General features: G+C 67.4%; 15 protein-coding genes, 1 tRNA gene and 1 pseudogene (1 of these 17 running past the window's edge). 9 read left to right on the plus strand and 8 right to left on the minus strand.

The window, feature by feature from the left end; genetic code table 11:
- Positions 1–53: 53 nt before the first annotated feature.
- Positions 54–1199, minus strand: a complete 1146-nt coding sequence (locus E6J58_03935; protein TMB40865.1) for a hypothetical protein — start codon at positions 1197–1199, stop codon at positions 54–56.
- An 85-nt stretch (positions 1200–1284) separates the two neighbouring features.
- Between E6J58_03935 and ileS the strand changes: the two genes are divergently transcribed.
- The 6 genes from ileS (at position 1285) to E6J58_03965 (ending at position 7683) form a co-directional block, all read left to right on the plus strand.
- The gene (gene ileS, locus E6J58_03940) at positions 1285–4140 is read left to right on the plus strand and encodes an isoleucine--tRNA ligase (protein TMB40866.1); all 2856 of its coding nucleotides are present in this window, start codon (positions 1285–1287) and stop codon (positions 4138–4140) included.
- Positions 4140–4772 (plus strand): signal peptidase II, encoded by a 633-nt coding sequence (lspA, locus tag E6J58_03945; GenBank protein ID TMB40867.1) that lies wholly within the window; start codon positions 4140–4142, stop codon positions 4770–4772. The genes ileS and lspA overlap by 1 nt, the downstream gene beginning before the upstream one ends.
- Complete coding sequence (gene lgt / locus E6J58_03950; protein TMB40868.1) at positions 4772–5836, plus strand: prolipoprotein diacylglyceryl transferase; 1065 nt, start codon at positions 4772–4774, stop codon at positions 5834–5836. The genes lspA and lgt overlap by 1 nt, the downstream gene beginning before the upstream one ends.
- Positions 5837–5850: 14 nt before the next feature.
- Complete coding sequence (locus tag E6J58_03955; protein TMB40869.1) at positions 5851–6447, plus strand: hypothetical protein; 597 nt, start codon at positions 5851–5853, stop codon at positions 6445–6447.
- Between the two features lie 148 nt (positions 6448–6595).
- Positions 6596–6940 (plus strand): hypothetical protein, encoded by a 345-nt coding sequence (locus E6J58_03960; protein ID TMB40870.1) that lies wholly within the window; start codon positions 6596–6598, stop codon positions 6938–6940.
- A gap of 122 nt (positions 6941–7062) precedes the next feature.
- Complete coding sequence (locus E6J58_03965) at positions 7063–7683, plus strand: OmpA family protein (GenBank protein ID TMB40871.1); 621 nt, start codon at positions 7063–7065, stop codon at positions 7681–7683.
- Positions 7684–7690: 7 nt separating this feature from the next.
- Here E6J58_03965 and E6J58_03970 read toward each other — a convergent pair whose 3' ends face one another.
- The 4 genes from E6J58_03970 to E6J58_03985 all read right to left on the minus strand — a co-directional run bounded on the left by E6J58_03970 (position 7691) and on the right by E6J58_03985 (position 12548).
- Positions 7691–9385 (minus strand): insulinase family protein, encoded by a 1695-nt coding sequence (locus tag E6J58_03970; protein ID TMB40872.1) that lies wholly within the window; start codon positions 9383–9385, stop codon positions 7691–7693.
- Entirely contained in the window at positions 9382–10722 is a 1341-nt protein-coding gene (locus E6J58_03975) for an insulinase family protein (protein ID TMB40873.1), read from the minus strand. Before E6J58_03975 ends, E6J58_03970 begins: the two co-directional genes overlap by 4 nt.
- Before the next feature lie 70 nt (positions 10723–10792).
- Positions 10793–11653, minus strand: a complete 861-nt coding sequence (locus E6J58_03980; GenBank protein TMB40874.1) for a diguanylate cyclase — start codon at positions 11651–11653, stop codon at positions 10793–10795.
- Between the two features lie 76 nt (positions 11654–11729).
- Positions 11730–12548, minus strand: a complete 819-nt coding sequence (locus E6J58_03985; GenBank protein TMB40875.1) for a class I SAM-dependent methyltransferase — start codon at positions 12546–12548, stop codon at positions 11730–11732.
- Positions 12549–12697: 149 nt separating this feature from the next.
- Between E6J58_03985 and E6J58_03990 the strand changes: the two genes are divergently transcribed.
- Complete coding sequence (locus E6J58_03990; protein TMB40876.1) at positions 12698–13234, plus strand: hypothetical protein; 537 nt, start codon at positions 12698–12700, stop codon at positions 13232–13234.
- A 577-nt stretch (positions 13235–13811) separates the two neighbouring features.
- Positions 13812–13887, plus strand: a tRNA-Phe gene (locus E6J58_03995).
- Positions 13888–13945: 58 nt separating this feature from the next.
- Here the strand turns inward: E6J58_03995 and E6J58_04000 are convergent.
- On the minus strand, positions 13946–14371 hold the full coding sequence (locus tag E6J58_04000) for a hypothetical protein (protein TMB40877.1): 426 nt from the start codon (positions 14369–14371) through the stop codon (positions 13946–13948).
- 65 nt (positions 14372–14436) lie between these two features.
- Between E6J58_04000 and E6J58_04005 the strand changes: the two genes are divergently transcribed.
- Complete coding sequence (locus E6J58_04005) at positions 14437–14670, plus strand: hypothetical protein (GenBank protein TMB40878.1); 234 nt, start codon at positions 14437–14439, stop codon at positions 14668–14670.
- A gap of 86 nt (positions 14671–14756) precedes the next feature.
- On the opposite strand, the gene E6J58_04010 is transcribed toward E6J58_04005, so the two are convergent.
- Together E6J58_04010 and E6J58_04015 are read right to left on the minus strand one after the other, a co-directional pair.
- The gene (locus tag E6J58_04010) at positions 14757–17324 is read right to left on the minus strand and encodes a CHAT domain-containing protein (GenBank protein TMB40879.1); all 2568 of its coding nucleotides are present in this window, start codon (positions 17322–17324) and stop codon (positions 14757–14759) included.
- A gap of 133 nt (positions 17325–17457) precedes the next feature.
- Positions 17458–17467: pseudogene (locus E6J58_04015) on the minus strand (hypothetical protein) (it continues 491 nt past the right edge of the window).

Below are 17467 nucleotides of genomic sequence, written 5' to 3' on the forward strand. Positions count from 1 at the left end.
AGGGAGTCTTGAGCAAGGCGCATGCCGTTACTTCGCAGGCGAGCGAGCGGGCTTCAGATCGATCTCTCGTACACGCGGTACGTCTTGTACTTCCGCGCTCCCATCCTCTCGATGCCACGGTTGATCATCACATTGTCCTCGAGCGTCCACGACAGCTCGCCGCCCACATAGCCCCGGGCGGCGCCGCGGCGCGCGACCTCCACGTAGAGCACCGCCGCGAGTGTTCCGTAACGGTGTGACGCCCGATACTCCTCCTTCACGCCGAGGAGCAGCAGCCGGGCGTGGTGCGGCCGGCGGAACCTCAGGCGCCAGAGCAGCTTCACCACGTTCAGCGGGTTCTTGGTCAGCTCGCCGTCGAAGTCCTTGACCATCTCGTTGACGTCGGGGATGGCGAAGCACATCGCCGCCGGCTTGCCGTCCACCTCGGCGACCAGCGCGATCTCCGTGTCCACGAACATCTTGTACTCGGTGGCGATGATCTCCAGCTCGGCGGAAGTAAACGGCGTGAAGTTCCAGTTGTGCGACCACGCCGAGTTGTAGACGTCGCGGACGATGTCCACCTCGCGGCGGAAGTGCGACAGGTCCATCGGCCGGACGCGGACGTTGGGGAGCTGCAGGGTCCGCTCGGCGATCTTCCTGGTGCGCTCGTCGATGTGGCCGGACGTGTACCACCAGGCGTAGAAGTCCTTCGCCTTCGCCAAGCCGGCCGACTCGATCAGCGGCCCCAGGTACGGTCTGTTGTGCGGCATTCCGATGCGGGGCGGCGTGTCGAAGCCCTCCACCAGGACGCCGACTTCACCCTTGGAGTCGAGGGTGAACGGGCCGCGGATCGTCGTCCTCCCCTTGCCCCGCGCCCACGCCGCCGCCGCGTCGAAGAGAGCACGCGCGACCGCGGGATCATCCTTGCTGTCGAAGAAGCCGAAGAAGGCGACCCCCTTTTCCTGCGGCCATTGCTTGTCGAAGTCGGTATCGATCTGCGCCGAGATGCGGCCCACGGGCTGCCCGTCCTGCAGCGCGAGGAAGCACTTCACTTCGCCGTGCTTGAGAAACGGGCTCTTCTTCGGATTCAGCGACCGCCGGTAATCGTCGAGCAGCGGCGGCACCCAGTTCGGGTCGGACTTCATCCCGAGCGTCCAGGGGACGTGCAGGAAGGCCTCCAGCTCCTTCTTCGACTCGACCGGACGAATCTCGAGCGGCATGAACGGCCGCGGAAGCTACCATATGGAAGCGTTGCGGCGGCGCGTCTCGCGTGGTACGCGAAACGCCTTTCTTTTCGGGATCTGAATGGATTATCGGGACACCGTCCACCTGCCGAAGACCGACTTCCCCATGCGTGCGGCGCTGAGCGAGCGCGAGCCGGCGCAGGTGAAGGCGTGGGAGGACGAGGGGGTCTACGAAAAGCTCCTGGAGAAGAACGGGAAGGCGGAGAAGTTCGTCTTCCACGACGGCCCGCCATACGCGAACGGCGCCATCCACCAGGGCCACTTCCTCAACAAGATCCTCAAGGACCTCGTGGTGAAGTACCACCTGATGGCAGGGCGCCTGACGGACTTCGTCCCCGGCTGGGATTGCCACGGGCTCCCCATCGAGCGGCAGGTGGACAAGCAGCTCGGCGCGAAGAAGCGGGAGCTGAGCGTGGGACAGTTCCGCCGCGCCTGCCGCAAGTACGCCGAGGAACAGATCGAGCTGCAGCGCAAGGACTTCAAGCGCCTGGGAATCTTCGCGCGCTGGGACCGGCCATATCTCACGATGGACTTCCGCTACGAGGCGGACATCGTGCGCGAGCTCGCCTCATTCACGCGGCGCGGTGCGCTCTACCGCCGCAAGCGGCCGGTGCATTGGTGCCCCGTCGACGTCACCGCCCTGGCAGAGGCGGAAGTCGAATACGCCGACAAGACGAGCCCCTCGATCTACGTCCGTTTTCCGCTGACTTCGGGCGGACCACAGGGCTGGGGACTCGCCATCTGGACCACCACGCCCTGGACCATCCCGGCGAACCTCGCGATCACGGCCAATCCCGAGCTGGAGTACGTTGCGTATGATCTGCCGCGGCATGGCGTCACCGTCGTGGCGCGCGATCTGCTGCACGCGTTTCTCAAGGACTGCGCGCCCGACGAGCTCTTCTTGCCTTCCGACGCGCGCGGCGACGGTCTCCTCTCGGCCGCCCGCGCCACGGGAGCCACGCTGAAGCACCCGGGGCGCATCAAGAAGACGCTGCAAGGAAGCGAGCTGGATGGCTGGAAGTATCGCCACCCGCTGATCGCGCGGGAGAGCCCGGTGCTGATGGGCGCGCACGCCACGGCCGACGCCGGCACCGGTCTCGTGCACACCGCTCCGGGGCATGGCGAAGACGACTTCAACATGGGCGTGCAATACGGCCTGCCCATCTGGGCGCCGGTCGACGGGCACGGCCGCTTCACCGGAGACGTGGCCATCGACGGTCTCGAAGGCCTCAAGGTCTTCGACGCCAACCCGAAAGTGATCGAGCTCCTCGCCGGAGCGGGCGCCCTGCTCAATGCGGGGAACCGGGCAGGGCAGATCCGCCACAGCTATCCGCACTGCTGGCGCTGCAAGAACCCGGTGATCTTCCGCGCCACCGACCAGTGGTGGCTCGGGCTGGACATCGAGATCGATCTCCCGGGCCGCGGCCGGACGACCATCCGCAAGGCGGCGCTGGCGGCCATCGACGAGATCGACGCGCAAGGCGGATGGATCCCGGCATGGGGCAAGGAGCGGATCCGCAGCATGGTCGAAGGCCGTCCCGACTGGTGCGTCTCGAGGCAGCGCGCCTGGGGTGTGCCCATCCCGGTCTTCTACTGCGGCAAGGACCGGGAGCCGCTCGTCTCGGCAGACGCGATGGAGCATGTGGCGCGCATCTTCGACTCGGAAGGCGCGGACGCCTGGTTCGACCGGCCTGCGCGCGAGCTGGTTGCGCCCGGGAGCCGCTGCGCGAAGTGCGGAGGAACCGAGTTCGAGAAGGAGAGCGACATCCTCGACGTCTGGTTCGACTCGGGCTCCTCGTTCGCCGCCGTGCTCGAGAGCGGCGTCTGGCCCACGGTGCGCTTTCCGGCGGACCTCTACCTGGAAGGTTCGGACCAGCACCGCGGCTGGTTCATGTCGGCCTTGATGATCGGCATCGGCACGCGAGGCAGGGCGCCGTACCGCGCGGTGCTCACGCACGGGTTTCTCGTCGACGGCGAAGGCCGGAAGATGTCCAAGTCGCTGGGAAATGCGCCCGATCCGCAGGGGCTGCTCAAGAAGTACGGAGCGGAGTTGATGCGGCTCTGGGTGGCGGGCTCCGACTATCGCGACGACATCGGTTTCTCCAACGCCATCGTGGAGACGCTTTCGGAGAGTTACCGGAAGATCCGCAACACGGTCCGGTACTGCCTCTCGCAGCTCTACGATTTCGATCCGCACCAGGACAGTTCCGGGGAGCTCCTGCCGGTCGATCGGTGGGCGCTCTCGCGGTTCGAGCGCTACCGCGCCGAGGTCATCGAGGCGTACGGCAACTATGAATTTCACAAGGTGTATCGCGCAACCGTCGAGCTTTGCGCCGTCGATCTCTCCGCCTTCTACTTCGACGTTCTCAAGGACCGCACCTACTGCTCGGGCAAGCGCTGGCCCGAGCGGCGGGCGGCGCAGACGGTCCTGCACCGGATCGTCCGCGATCTCTGCTGCCTGCTCGCGCCCGCGCTCTCGTTCACGGCGGAGGAAGCCTGGCGGTTCGTCCCCCGGCATGGGGCGGGCAGCGTCTTCCTCGCCGGCTTTCCCGCGCCGGAACCCGGACTCGTCTCCGACTCCCTGGAAGAAGAGTTCCGTCAGCTACAGTCGCTCCGGGAAGCGGTGAACCTCGCCTTGGAGCAGAAGCGCGCCAGCAAGGAGATTGGCAAGGCGACCGAGGCGGACGTGACACTGACCGTTCCTTCCGGGATGGCAAGGGAGGTCGCCGAGCGTTACGAGAAGCAGCTGGCAGATCTCTTCCTCGTCGCGTCCGTTACCCTGCGACCGGGGGAGGCGGCCGCGGCGGAGGTGCGCAAGAGTCCGCACCGGCCGTGTGAGCGCTGCTGGCGGGCGCTCCCCGACGTGGGAGAAAAGGGTCTGTGCGCGCGCTGCCAGCGCGCGGTGAGCGAGGGTTGATGGAGAACGGGTTGTCGAAATGGAAACTGCTCGCGCTGCTCGCGGGACTGTGGGTCGTCGCGGACCAGGTGACCAAGTACCTGGCGGTGGAGCACCTGACGGCCGCGTTCATCGCCGCGCGCGCCCACACGTTCCCGGACAAGGTGAGCGCCTTCGTCGAGCAGAAGGAGCTGCTGGAGCGGGGGCTTGCCAACCCGGTGCCCGTCACCGTCACGCCGTTCTGGCAGCATCGCTACACGCAAAACCGCGGCGCGGCCTGGGGCGTACTCTCCGGAGCGGGCGAGCAGTTCCGCGTACCCTTTTTCTACCTGGTCAGCATCGCCGCCGTGATCTTCATCTTCTCCTACTACCGCAAGCTTCGCACCGAGCAGCGATATCTCCAGATCGCCCTGGCGCTGGTCCTGGGCGGGGCGATCGGCAATGCCATCGATCGCATCCTGCGCGGGTACGTGATCGATTTCATCGATTGGCACTGGTTCGACCCGCACTGGCTGCGCTCTTCGCTCCACTGGCCGACCTTCAACGTGGCGGACAGCGGAATCACCGTGGGTCTCGCGATGCTCTTCCTGGAGATGCTGTTCGCGAAGAAACCCGCCAAAGCTCCCGCCGAGCCGGCGGCGAGGAAAGCCTGATGCTTCCGGTCTTGTTCACAGTGACGATTCCGCCCTCGCTCGGCCTCGTGGTCTGGTTGGCCGTCTCCGCCGCTTCCGGCGCCTGGCAGGTCCGCTCCGCCCGCGCCGCCGGCGAAAAGAATCTCTGGAAGACGTTCGCCACCTGGACGGCGGGCACTGCGGTCGTGCTGTTCGCCGCGGTGAACGCGCTCGGCGGCCAGAACATCCTCCACCTCCAGCGGCCGCTGGCGATTCCCATCCACACCTACGGGATCCTCGTGGCTGCCGGCTTCCTCGTCGCCATGTCGCTCGCGGCGCGCGCGGCGGAGCGGGCGGGCCTGAGCCGCGACAAGGTGTTCGACCTGTCGTTTGGCATCCTCGTCGCGGCCATGATCGGCTCGCGGATCCTCTTCATCATCGTCAACTGGGACGAGTACGCGCACGACCTCGTCGGCATCGTGCAGTTCTGGAAGGGCGGTCTGGTCTTTTACGGCGGCTTCATCGGCGCGGTCCTGTTCTCCGTCTGGTACATGCGCCGGCACGAGATGCCGTTCTTGCCCTATGCCGACGCGATGGGACCCACCGTGGCCATCGGACAGGCGCTGGGCCGGCTCGGCTGCTTCTCCGCGGGATGCTGCTGGGGCGGAGCTTGCGACGCCCACTATGCGTTCGCCGCCCGATTCCCGCCCGAGTCGCTTGCGTACCAGTCGCAGGTGTCGACGCGCCTGATCACAGCGGGCGCTCCGAGCACCATTCCCATCCACCCGACGCAGCTCTACGAGGCGCTCGGGTGCGCGCTGATCTTCCTGTTCCTGACCTACTGGCGGAGCCGGAAGCGCTTCCACGGCGAGCTGCTCGCGCTCTACCTGATGCTCTATGCGCCGCTGCGCGCCATCGTCGAGACGTTCCGCGGCGACGAGGAGCGGGGCCGGGTATTCAATTTCCTTGGCGGGTGGGCGCAGCACGCATGGTGGAACCTCTCCACGAGCGAGCTGCTCAGCATCGGGATTTTCGCAGCAGGCATCGCCATCTACGTCACGCAGAGCAAGAGGGCGATCTCGGCTTCGGTGCCCGTCGCGGCGTGAGGTAGAATTCGCCCGTGGCCGCGCCGACCGGGACACAGCAGCTCCCGCAGGAGAAGTACGCCGAGGAGCTGAGCGACCTCGACGAAGGCATCTCCGTCCTCCAGGTCCTCTACGAGAAGTACTTCCTCGGCATCGACCGGAAGCCGCCGGAACAGGAGCGCAAGCGGATCTCGGAAAAGGCGCGCGAGCTGCGCACGAGGTCCATCCGCAACACCGCGCTGAAGTTCAAGGTGAACACGCTGTTCGCGAAGCTGATCTCCTTCGAGCGCATGTGGGACCGGACGCTGCGGGAGATCGAGGAAGGCACCTACAAGCGCGACGTCTTCAAGGCCAAGCTGCGAGCGGGCGACCGCGACGAACCCCGGACCGGCCCGGTGAAGCCGGCCGCGCCGTCCATCTCGGATGCAAATTTGCGGCGCCTCTACGACACGTACGTGGTCGCGCGCAAGCGCTGCGGCGAAGCGACGGACGGCCTCACGTTCGACTCGATGGCCGCGCGCATCCGCTCCCAGGTTCCGGAGCTGATGCAGAAGCACAAGGCCAAGAACATCGAGTTCAAGGTCGTGATCAAGGGCGGCAAGGCGATTCTGAAGGCCGTCCCCCACACATGAAACCCGCATAACGTCTGCGCGCTCTGCGGTTGATCTGAAGACTTTCCAACGCGAGCCATAGCCCCCGCAGTTGCCGCGGAGCGTTGCGCTGCCCACCCTTTTGCGCGTGGCGGGACAGGGGGGCGTGCCTATGCGGCGAACAGGACTCATGCTGGCGGTGGCAGTGGCGGCGTGCGCGCGCACCGCGGCCGAGCCGCGCCCCTCGGAAGCGATGGAGCGCTCCGCCCGGCTCCTTCGCGCTCTCGATCGCCTCGAGGCCGACCTCCACAACGGCGAGACCGAGACGTTCACCTACTCGGAGCTGGTCCGTCGCCACTCGGCGACCGAGCAGATCGCCTGCAAGGTCACCGACGAGCACGTGGCGGAGATCCATCGCCTCGCGGAAGCGCAGGAGCGCAAGTTGGCGCGCAAGCAGCGGATCGATCGCCCCAAGAAGCACACCGTGGCGATGGCCCGGCCGCGCCCCGCGCGTCACGCGCTCGCGACCAACTGAGCGACGCTGTAAGCACCGCGACCACATGCCGCGGCAGCTTGCGGAATTCCGGCGTGCGCCTGCGCGGTTGAACACCGCGTCAAGATTCGCCGTCCGAGGGGCGGCAGAACCAAGGAGACGTTATGCGGAAATATCACACCCTGATCCTCCTCGCTCCCGTCGCAGTCGCCTGCGCCACGCCCGGCACGCGGACCGCTGTCGGCGCCGGAGGCGGAGCGGCCGTGGGCGCCGGCGTCGGCGCGATTGCCGGCGGATGGAAGGGCGCCGCCATCGGCGCGGCAGTCGGCGGGCTCGCAGGCGGCGCGGTCGGGAACTACCTCGACAAGCAGGCCGAAGAGCTGAAGCAGGTGGCCGAGACGACGAAGCGCACCAAGGACGGAATCCTGGTCGATCTGAAGAGCAAGCTGCTCTTCACCACCGACAGCGCCGTGCTGAAGCCGGAGGCGGTGGAGATGGTCGCGAAGCTCGGCGACATCTTCGCCAAGTATCCCGAGGATCGGATTCGGATCGCTGGCTACACCGACTCGACTGGCTCGGTGGCGCACAACGAGGAGCTCTCGCTGCGCCGGGCAAAGGCGGTGCGCGAGGTGCTCACCGGGCGCGGCGTGAAGTCCGAGCAGATGATCGTCGAGGGGATGGGGCCGCAGCATCCGGTGGCGACCAACTCCACGGTAGCAGGCAGGGCGCAGAACCGCCGGGTCGAGCTGCACATCGACGTCCCGACCCAGGTCGCCTCGCAGTAACGGCCGTTTACTCGAACATCCGGTCGACGCCGACGACCTGCACGTCGGCGTCGACCTTCGCGCCGAAGGGGAACTTTGCGATCTCCTTGTCGGTTGCGAGCTGCTCGGCGGGCTTTTCCGGCGTCTTTCCCGTCGCATCCTTCTGGTACTGGATCGGCGTCGGATCTCCCGCCAGCAGCGCCTTCTTCACCGACGCCATGTCCTTGCCGGCGAGCACGATCTCAAGCTTCGCGGGATCGACCCACTTGCGCCAGGCCCTGTTCACCTGATCCGCGCTGACCTCGCGCACCGCTTCTCGCCAGGCGGCGAGGAAGCCCTTCATCCCGTAGAATTGATCGTCCAGCGCGTACCCGAGCTTGCGCGCGTCGGTCTGGTCGAAGAGCAGGATGTATCCGTCGAGGAAGCCCTTGGTCTGTTCCACTTCCTGCGCGGAGAACGGCTCGTCGCCGAAGGTGCGCGCCAGCTCGTAGAGCGCGGCGCGCACCGCGAAGAGGCGGTTCTCGTCACGCACGGGCCGGAGCCAGATGGTGAACTCCTGTTGCTGGCGCGTGCGCCCCGTCTGGGCGGTGGCCGCGTCGCCTCCTTCCTGGCGGAAGTGCTCGATGTACGCGTAGTCGCCGTAGTTCAAGCCGCGCATCTCGCGCAGCCGCTGCATCAGGCGGCCGTTGGTCTGGCGGTGCTCGCCGATAGCGGAGCGGGCGATGGACATCGCCGGCCAGTCCGGGTCCTTCCGCGACAGCGTCCAGGGCATTCCCATGGAGATGGCGGTGGAGTCGGAGTTCTTCTCCACCAGCACGAAGCGCGGGCCGTGGGGCTGCGCCTGCGCGACGGCAGCGGGCGGTTGCGACCGGGGAGGCAAGGCCGAGAGCGCCTGGGCCAGGTCGCTGCCGAGATTCTGCGGGTAGCCGCCGGCGACGCCGATCGTCAGCCGGTCGGCGGTGAACACGCGCCCGGCGTGCTGCTGCAGCTCCTGCAGGCTCATCGACTTGAGATCGGAGGCGTGCCCGAGCGTGAGCCGCTCATACGGGTGGCCGCGGAACATCGATTCCTCAAGGCTTTCCTTGCCCAGGTTCTCGTCGTCGCCCTGTCGCAAGCGCTTCTCGATGTCGTTCACCGCCGCGTCGCGCAGGCGGCGGAACTCCTCCGGATCCCAGCGAGGGTGCAGCACGACGTCGGTGACGATGGGAAGGAACTTCGCCAGGTTGTCGCGATGGACGCGGGCGAGGAATGTCGTCAGCTCCTTGTCCACGCGCACGTCCAGCTCCGCCGCGAGTGGAAAGAGCGCCTCGAGCAGCTGCTTGGCGCTCAGCGCCTGCGTGCCGCCTTCGGTCATTACGCGGGCGGTGAGGTAGGTGAGCCCGGCCCTGCCGCGCGGGTCGTCGACGGACCCGGCGCGGAACCGCAGCTGGACATTGACGATTGCGTTCTGGTTGCCAGGAAGCTCGAGCAGGCTGAGACCAAAGGAGAACCTCTTGACGTCGGGCGGGACGGATGGGCGCTGCTCGGACTGGGCGGCCGCGGGCGTGGCGGATCGCGAGCCGGCGGAAGCTGCCGCCGGCTTGTGCGGCTCGCTGCCCGGCGACACGACGCCGCCGTCGGCTGCTCCGGACTCCATCGCCGCCGCCGCGGGCTGCGACGTCCTCCTCGCGGACTCCTGCTGCGCGCAGGCAGCGGCGAGGGCGATGAACAGAGCGCGTTTCATCGCCCACCTCCCTTGCGCCCGGTCACCAGCGTGACGGTGGTCCGGTTCAGATCCATGAAGTTGCGCTTGGCGAAGTCCTGGAGGTCGCCGGGTTGCACCGTCGCCAGGACGGCAAATTCCTTGTTCAGGTAGTCCACGTCGCCGGTGAGCGCGGTGTTCACCGCCAGCGTCACGGCTGCGGCGTCCGCCTTGTCGAGGCCCATGATGTTCGAGTAGCGGAGGTTCGATCGGACCGCGTCGAGCCGCTTGGCGTCCACGCGGCCGCCGGCGAGATTCTTGATCTCGCGCAACACGGCGGTCTCCACCGTGCGCAGGTTCTTCGCATCCTTCACCCGCATCAGCACGCCGAACAGATTCGGATCGCGGTGGTCGCCGTACGTCGGGAACATGGTGTCGACGAGCTGCCGGCCGAGGACGAGGCTCTGGTAGAGCGGGCTCGTGGGTCCGAACAGGTATGCGTTGAGCAGGTTCTGCACCGCGGCGCGCTTGAGGTCGCTCGCCGCGGGAGTGTGCCAGGCGATCCAGATGCGCGGCAGGGTCGGCTTGTCCCAATCGATCTGCCCCCGCCGGCTCTGCCGCTGCCTGGGCTCCACCGGAACGCGCACCGCATCCAGCTTTCCCTTCCAGGGGCCGTACGCCTTCTCGATCTGCGAAAGCGTCGCCGGCTTGTCGAAGTCGCCGGCGATGAAGACGGTCGCGTTGTCCGGCGTGTAGTAGCGGCGGAAGAACTCCCGGGAGTACTGGTAGCCCGCCGGCATGTCCTGGATGTCTTTCAGGTAGCCGATGACCGTGTGCGCGTACGTGTGGCGCGTGAACGCGGTCTCCATCATCGTCTCTTCCATCTTCTGCTCGGGATTGCTCGCGCTCTTGATGTACTCGCCGAGGATCGCGCCGGCTTCCGTGCGGAACGCGGGCTCGTCGTAGTCGAGGTTCTGGAAGCGATCCGCCTCGTACTCGATGATGGTGGGCAGCGCCTTGGCCGGACCGTAGAGGTGATAGACGGTCATGTCCTCGCTGGTGAAGGCGTTCGTGTTCAGGCCGAGGCGCGTGACGGTGTCGTTGTAGTCCTGCGAAGAATGCTGCTTGGTGCCGCGGTACATCATGTGCTCGAAGAAGTGCGCGAAGCCCGACTTGCCCTTCTCCACTTCGTTGCGGCTGCCGACGCGCATCAGCGTGTAGTAGGCGACGAGGCCGGGCGAGTCGTAGGAGATGAAGACGACGCGCAGGCCGTTGGGAAGCGAATGGATTTCGACCGGGAAGGGAAACGCCTTTGCGTCGGCCGCGGGCGCGGGCGCTGCGGAGGCCGCGACCAGCGCGGCGAAAAGCGGAAGCATCATGCGGTTTCCTCCGAGGGGCGCGCATCGTAGCCGACAACCGCGACAAATCAAGGAAGGAAAGCCGCGTCGATCAGCCCTGCAACTGCGGCCGCGCGGAGTCTCCGGCCCAGAGCGCGAAGCGGTGCTTCCCGGCGGACTTCGCCTCGTACATGGCGCCGTCGGCGCGGTCGAGAAGCTGCTCGGGCGCGTCGGGAGCGGCTTCGAACCAGGCCATGCCGACGGAAGCGCCGACGTCGAGTCCCGGGTAGCGCTCGCCGAGGGCCTGGGTGCGCGCGAGCAGGCGATGCGCGAGCGGCTCCACCGCGCTGCGCTTGGCGTCGGTGAAGAGCACGGCGAACTCGTCGCCACCCAGGCGGGCCGCGACGTCGCTGCCGCGGATGGTGTCGCGGATGGCTTGCGCGATCTTCTTCAGGAACTGATCGCCCTCGACGTGCCCTCTCTCGTCGTTCAGACGCTTGAAGTTGTCGATGTCGATGTAGGCAATGCACACCGGCGTTGCGTTTCGCCTCGCGTGGGCCAGCTCCTCGGAGAGACGTTCGAGGAAGGCCCGGCGATTGGGCAGGTTCGTCAACGCGTCGGTGCGCGCCAGCTTCTCCGCGCCGTGCAGCAGCTCGGAGAGGCGGGCGTTCATCTCCTTCAGCCTTCGCCGGTCTTCGCGGATGCGCACCACCATGGCCGCCATCGCGACCAGCATCAGGAGTCGCGACATGGAATTCCACATCAGGGTGCGGGTCGACTCGCCGCGGTGGTCCCAAGCCTCCGCCTCGAACCAGGCGATGCCGGCCGTGAGCGAGGCGAGCAGGGCCGGGCCTCGCCCGAGCCACCAGGCGGCGCCGAGCACCGGCATGACGTAGAAGAGCGCGAACGACATCCAGGGCCCGGTCACGTAGTCGAGCAGCCCGACCACCGCGACAGCCGCGACGGCGAGCACCGCGAGCAGCGTCCGCAGGACGCCGGGTTTGTCGTAGCGCGGTTCCAGTCAAACCGAGGCTAGCGCGCGGTGCCGATCAGGTCGATTTCGCCGCCGTCCACACCGGCACCTGCCAGAGCGCGTACCCGCGCGGGTCGCGCACGCAGGCGATCATCTCGCGCCAGCGCCGCTCCACCTCCTCGCGGGGGACCCCCGAGTGCTGGACGATGGAGTCGGTATAGCCGTCCCGCCAGGCTTCCCAGATGCGGGCGAAGACCTCCCGCGGGACACGCAGGGTGTCGACGACGACGTAATCGGCCCTGATGTCGCGTACGCCGAGATCGGTCAAGTGCGTGAACGTCTTGCGGCCGACGTGGAGGTCGCAGCCTATGGCGGGTCCGTAGGAATTCGGGATGCGCTGCCAGAAGCCGTCGGAGTCGAGCTCGGTGGGATGGCACCAGAGCATTCCGTAGTCCTCGGAGATCAGGTGCAGGCGGCCACCGGGCTTCAGCACCCGGACCATCTCGCCGAGGACCCGGCGCGCGTCCGGGATCGCCTGCAAAAGGTGGCGGCTGACCGCGAAGTCGAACTCGGCATCGCCGAAGGGAAGGTGCATCGCGTCTCCGTGCTGGAAACGGACGCGGTCGCCGAGCTGTGCGTTCTTCGCGCGGGCTTTCTCGAGGTGCGACTCCTCCAGATCGATGCCAAGGTAGCTCGCGGAGGGGAACAGCCGGGCAAGGCGGGAGGCGATCTCGCCTGTCCCGCAACCGACGTCGAGGATGCGCGGGGCCTGCGGCAGCGGGTGCCGCCGGAAGATGGGCTCCTCCTGCGGCCAGATGGCCTCCATCTGCGCGGCCAGGTTGCGGACCATCGACTCGTCCGCCATCTCCTTCGCCTGCGGGCTGCTCGGGTTCATGCGGCGCAGCTTAACAGCGCGGTTGCGCGGCGCCGGCGCATGCCCGAGTCAGCTTACCTCCAACCCTGCATCCTGCGCCGGGGCTCCTGACAGCGTGGTGGCAGGAGAGATCCGTCGCTTCCGCATTGAAAATCGGGTACTTGGGGTGGGTGCCGGGAACGGTTGCGCTGATTGCGGCGCTGCTCGCCGCGCCGGTGCCGCGCGACGACGAGGTGACGATCCAGTTGCCGCCCTCGGGCGCCGGCGGGACCGTCTATGCCGGCGCTGGCCCGACGTTCGTTGCGGCGCAATCGGCCGGGGTGGGTCTCTCGTATGACCTTGCGCTCGAGCTCGGTCGAGCGTTGGTCGTGTTCGATCTCCTCGGCGCGACCGGACTCCACAACTATGGAACGGCCCTCGGCACCGCGACGGTTGGCGCCGTCCTGGTGGAAGCGGAGCGGGCACCTTACATCGTGGGCGGCATCGGGTATCTGGTCCGCGGGATCATCGGCGGTGATTCTTCGGGACCGCGCCGCGAACACGTCGTCCTCACGGCCGAGGCTGGATACATCTTCGGGCGCGCGCGTCGCTGGGGGCAGATCTGGGCAGGAATTCGCGGGCTGGTGCCGATCGCGGCAACGTCGACCCAGGGCTCCCCATTGCCGGACCTGCCTTGGGCCCTGCTGACGGTCCGCTTTCTGCTTTGACGCAGGCCTCAGCGCGTCAAAGCTGGTTGGCGGCGCCGGCGCCTGTTCCAGAGGGACCGGGCTGTCTTTGACGCGCAGTCCGGTCCCCAAGAGTGCGTCATTCACCCTTCTCGAACACGCCGATCCGGGCCCCGCTGGGATCCTGCAGGACCGCGAACCAGCCGACGTCCTTGACCTCGGTCCTGGGCGCGATCACGGTCGCGCCGAGCTTCTGCGCCCCGGGAGACCGTCTCATCGAGCTTCGGCACCTTGATGTAGGCGAGCAACGCGCTGCGCGCGCCCGGTTCCTGCTGCGTCATCAGCCCCGCCTCCGGGCCTTCCTGGTATCGATTTCCGTGTAAGCGCCGATGGCGGGTACCGGCGTGTCCTTGGTCTTCCAGTCGAAGAGCTCCGCATAGAAGGTCTTCGCGCGAGAGGCGTCAGTAGTGTGAAGCTCCAGGTACGTGAAGGGGTTGGCCATGTGCGTTCCTCCTGTAAGAACGTACTCTGCGCCGCCCCTCCCGACAGCATTGTGTCAGGAGACTTCCGTCTTGACGGATCTGCGAGGGCGCGGCATACAACGCGCCCCTGCGCCTGTGCCCAGGTAGCTCAGTTGGCAGAGCAGGGGACTGAAAATCCCCGTGTCGGTGGTTCGATTCCGCCCCTGGGCACCAACTTGTGCGGACGCTCGCGGCAGGCCAACGGCACTCCGTGCTGCGACTCCGGACGGGGCTATCCTTGCTCTCTCGCCTCGCTATTGCCCAGCGGCGTGCCTCTCGCCTTCCACGCCTTCACCTCGTTGTCCGCCACCGCTGCGACCGCACGCAGGCCATCGGCGGTCTCTCGTACGAGATATGCGTGCTCCCATCGAGCGATTTGCTCGCCGGCGCCGTCGAAGAGCTCATCCAGAGTGGTGACGACCGCGACCCCTTCGCCGACCAATTTGATCTCCAACACGCGCTTCTTCGCTCGAGCGACGCCTTGCCGCCGGTAGAAAGCACAGGCGGCCTCGGTGTTCCTTCGAAAGGCCTCTGGATCAGCAAGGCACGAGCTTCTATCGCGGGTCGTGATGAACGCCGGGAGCTTCCAGACCCGACCTATTTCTTCTACGTCTCCGCGAGAAAACGCGTCCGCGTAGTGCGTGAAGAACTCGTCCAACGATTCCCGCGTCATCGTCTCCCCCCGGTGAACGGTGATCTGATCTCTACTCCATCGCGATCACGTTGATCTCGAACAGCGCCGTCCTCGTCATCGTCCTGGAGCGCACATGGCTGACTGGGCGGCGAGCTATCGGTGGTGGACGCCGCGACCACGACGCAGAAGGCCGCTCGCGCTGCGTCGTCGGGTCGGCCGCTGATCCCAGGAAGCTCGCGCCCACGCCGTTGCCCGATCACCGGCTGACGTCGATCATCACCATCGAGGCCGACGCGGAAGGCTGTGCGTCAGAAGACGGGTGAGCGCGAGGCTCTTCCGCCCGCTCTCCAGGATCCCCATCGGCCCGAGTCCAGCCCGCAGGGAGGGCACCTCGATCGCCAGCGAGCCTTTAGCGTGAGCGTTTAGCGAGCAGCCTGCGATCGCCGGGCGGCGATGTCGGCAGTCCCGGGGTGCGCGAGGCTGCGCCCTTGCGGACTGCGGTCACCGCGACGACGCCCAGGATCAGCACTCCGGCCAAGCCGAGCAGAGTACTCCAGGAGAGGACCTGGGGGATTGGACTGAATCCGTCGCCGGTCAGGATGAACGCGGCCCAGTAGCGCGGGTGCCGCAGTTCCGTCCCGGAGTTCAGAAAGCGCAGCTTTGCAACCCGCAGCGCTTCTGCCTTTGGCTTCCCGCGGTTCAGCTCGAAGTACAGCTGTGCCATGAAGTCGCGCGCGGGCTCGTCTGCTACGCGCCAGAGAGTGGTCACCGCAGCGCGCGCCCCGGCGGAGAGGAGAGCGCGGCTGAACGCGTACGGGCCCTCGCCGCGGACGAGCTTGCCCCGCTCCGTATCGCAGGCGGAAAGGGTGCCGAGGTCGACCCCGCGCAAGTCGAGGTCGTAGACTTCCTTCAGGAACAGATAGTCCACCCCATCCTGCTGGCGCTCCGGCGAAAAGAGGATCCGCGACCGTTCCGGGCTCGCCATGTCGGCGACGGCATGGGTGGCAAGGTGGAGCAGGGGTACGCCGGCAGCATCGCCGTCCAGCAGGTGTTTCTTCAGATTCGCGCTCCCGAGGAAAAGCTGGGCGCGGCCGGGGCAGGTGCGCGCGATGGCGCGCGCCTCCTCGGCCGAGGCGGGAAGCGGGTTGCTCAGCTCGGCGCCGCCGAGCTCCATCGCCGGCCCATGCGAGGCCGGCTGGATCCGGGGGGCGGCGAATGTGATCAACTGGCGCTTCCAAGGCGGTGCCCAGAAGCGCGCGCGGTCGGAGGACTCGCGCAACAGGACTGCCGCGGAGGGCAGGTAGGAGACGTCGAACCGCTCGATGATCGGCGAACCTGTGCCCGGGTCCAGCAGCTCGAAAGGAATTTCGCCCAAGGCTCCGTCCGGAACGACGATCAGGTGGGAGGCGTTGGGCCGCCCGAGCGCGGGGACTCCGCCGAGCAGACGCGCCCCGATCGTGGCGGCCGGCCCCTTCCAACCGTCGGTCGTGCCCGCCGATGCCTCGTTCAGCAGCGATGAAATCTCCGCGAGATCGGGAACGACGGCCGCAAGCGAAACGATGCCGGCCGCTTCCCGCGTGGCCCAGAGCACCGCCGAACGGCGCGGCCCGACCCAGTATTCGAGAAGGACGGCTCCCGCCGGAAGCCGCCCCTGGACCGCAGCGAGCGTCGGCTGCGCCGCCGCCAGCCGATCCTGGAAGGTCCGGGCCCGCGCTCGTTCCAGCACTTCGAAAAACCCGGCGAGGTCCTCGCGCTCCAGGAGGACCTCGAGCAGCGCATCGTAGACGTCGCGTTTGTCCGCGAGGAAGTCCATCTTGAGCGAGGCGAGCTGGAGCTGCGCCCGGACCGACTCGATCCCGGAGATCGCGTCGCGAAAGTAGGCGTCCGCGACGCCGTCTCGGTGGGCGGACCGCGCCAGCCGGCCGAGTCCGTACAGCGCCTTCCACTGCTCGTCGGTGGTGCCGAGCTGGCGCGACAATGTCAGCGCCGCCTCGAAATCCTTCGCTGCCCCGGCCGCGTCGCCCTGCCGGTAGAGACTTTCTCCGCGGTAGAGACGGGCCAGGGCCGCCTCCCTGCGGTTGTCGGTCTGTTCGGCGAGCGAGAGGGCGTCGGTGAACGTCGCGACCGCGACCGGGAAGTTGGCCAGGTCGAGCGCCTGGACGATGCCGATGTTCGTGAGCACGCGGATCCGCGCCTGCTTGTGCTCGTTGCCAGCCAGGAGCTTCTGGGCGGCCCGGTAAGTCTCCAGCGCCTTGGTCGGGTCGCCCAGGCGACGATAGAGATCCCCGAGATTCGATCCCAGGCGCGCCTGCTCGCTCGGAGTCAGCACCTCGGGTGAATTGCGCAGCTCTCCATAGAGCTGGATCGCTTGATCGTCGTGCCCGACACGCTGGAAGACCGCTGCCTGGTTCGTGATTGTGATGCGCCGCAGCCGCGGGCTCCACGGCGCGGCTCCCGCCTGACCGACGCTGTCGAGCGCGTCGCGATACGCGCGCAGCGCTTCCAGGTAGCGCGCCTGGTGGAAGTGGACGCTCCCGATGTTGTTCAGCGCCTCGATCTCACGCTCGCGATCGCCGATGGACCGGGCCAGCGCAAGCGCTTTCGCCAGCAGGCCGAGCGCGGAGGCGTAATGCCCCTGGTAGAGCTCCGCGACGGCAAGAAGCTGGATCGCGTGCGCCTCGCCGGCCCTGTCCCCGCTCGCACGATGGACGTCGATCGCCTCGCGAGCCCTCGCGGCCGCGGACTCGTATTGTCCCTGCGCCGATGCGATCTTGCTCAAGGCTCGGAGAGCGGCGCCCAGGCCGGCTGGATCGGAAGAGCGCAGCTCTGGAAGCAGCGCCTCGTAGGCGTTCTGCGCTTCGCGAAGCGCGCCACGCTGCTGCAGCCCCCGCGCGTCTTCGAGCGTGAGCGGCGCGCCGCCCTGCGCCGCTCCCGCGAGCAATGAAATCAAGCCGAGACTGATCGCGCAGAGCGGCACCGGAGCGAATCATCGCCCGGCGGTGGGGATGCGTCCAGCGCTCAGGGAGACGCGAGCGCGGGCAGGACCGGCGTGACCGAGCTCTCGTCTTCGTTTCCCCTGAGTCCCAGCATCTGGACCGGGACGGTTGCCGTCACCGCCAG

The organism is Deltaproteobacteria bacterium (genome assembly GCA_005879535.1).
Taxonomy (GTDB): domain Bacteria; phylum Myxococcota; class Myxococcia; order Myxococcales; family 40CM-4-68-19; genus 40CM-4-68-19.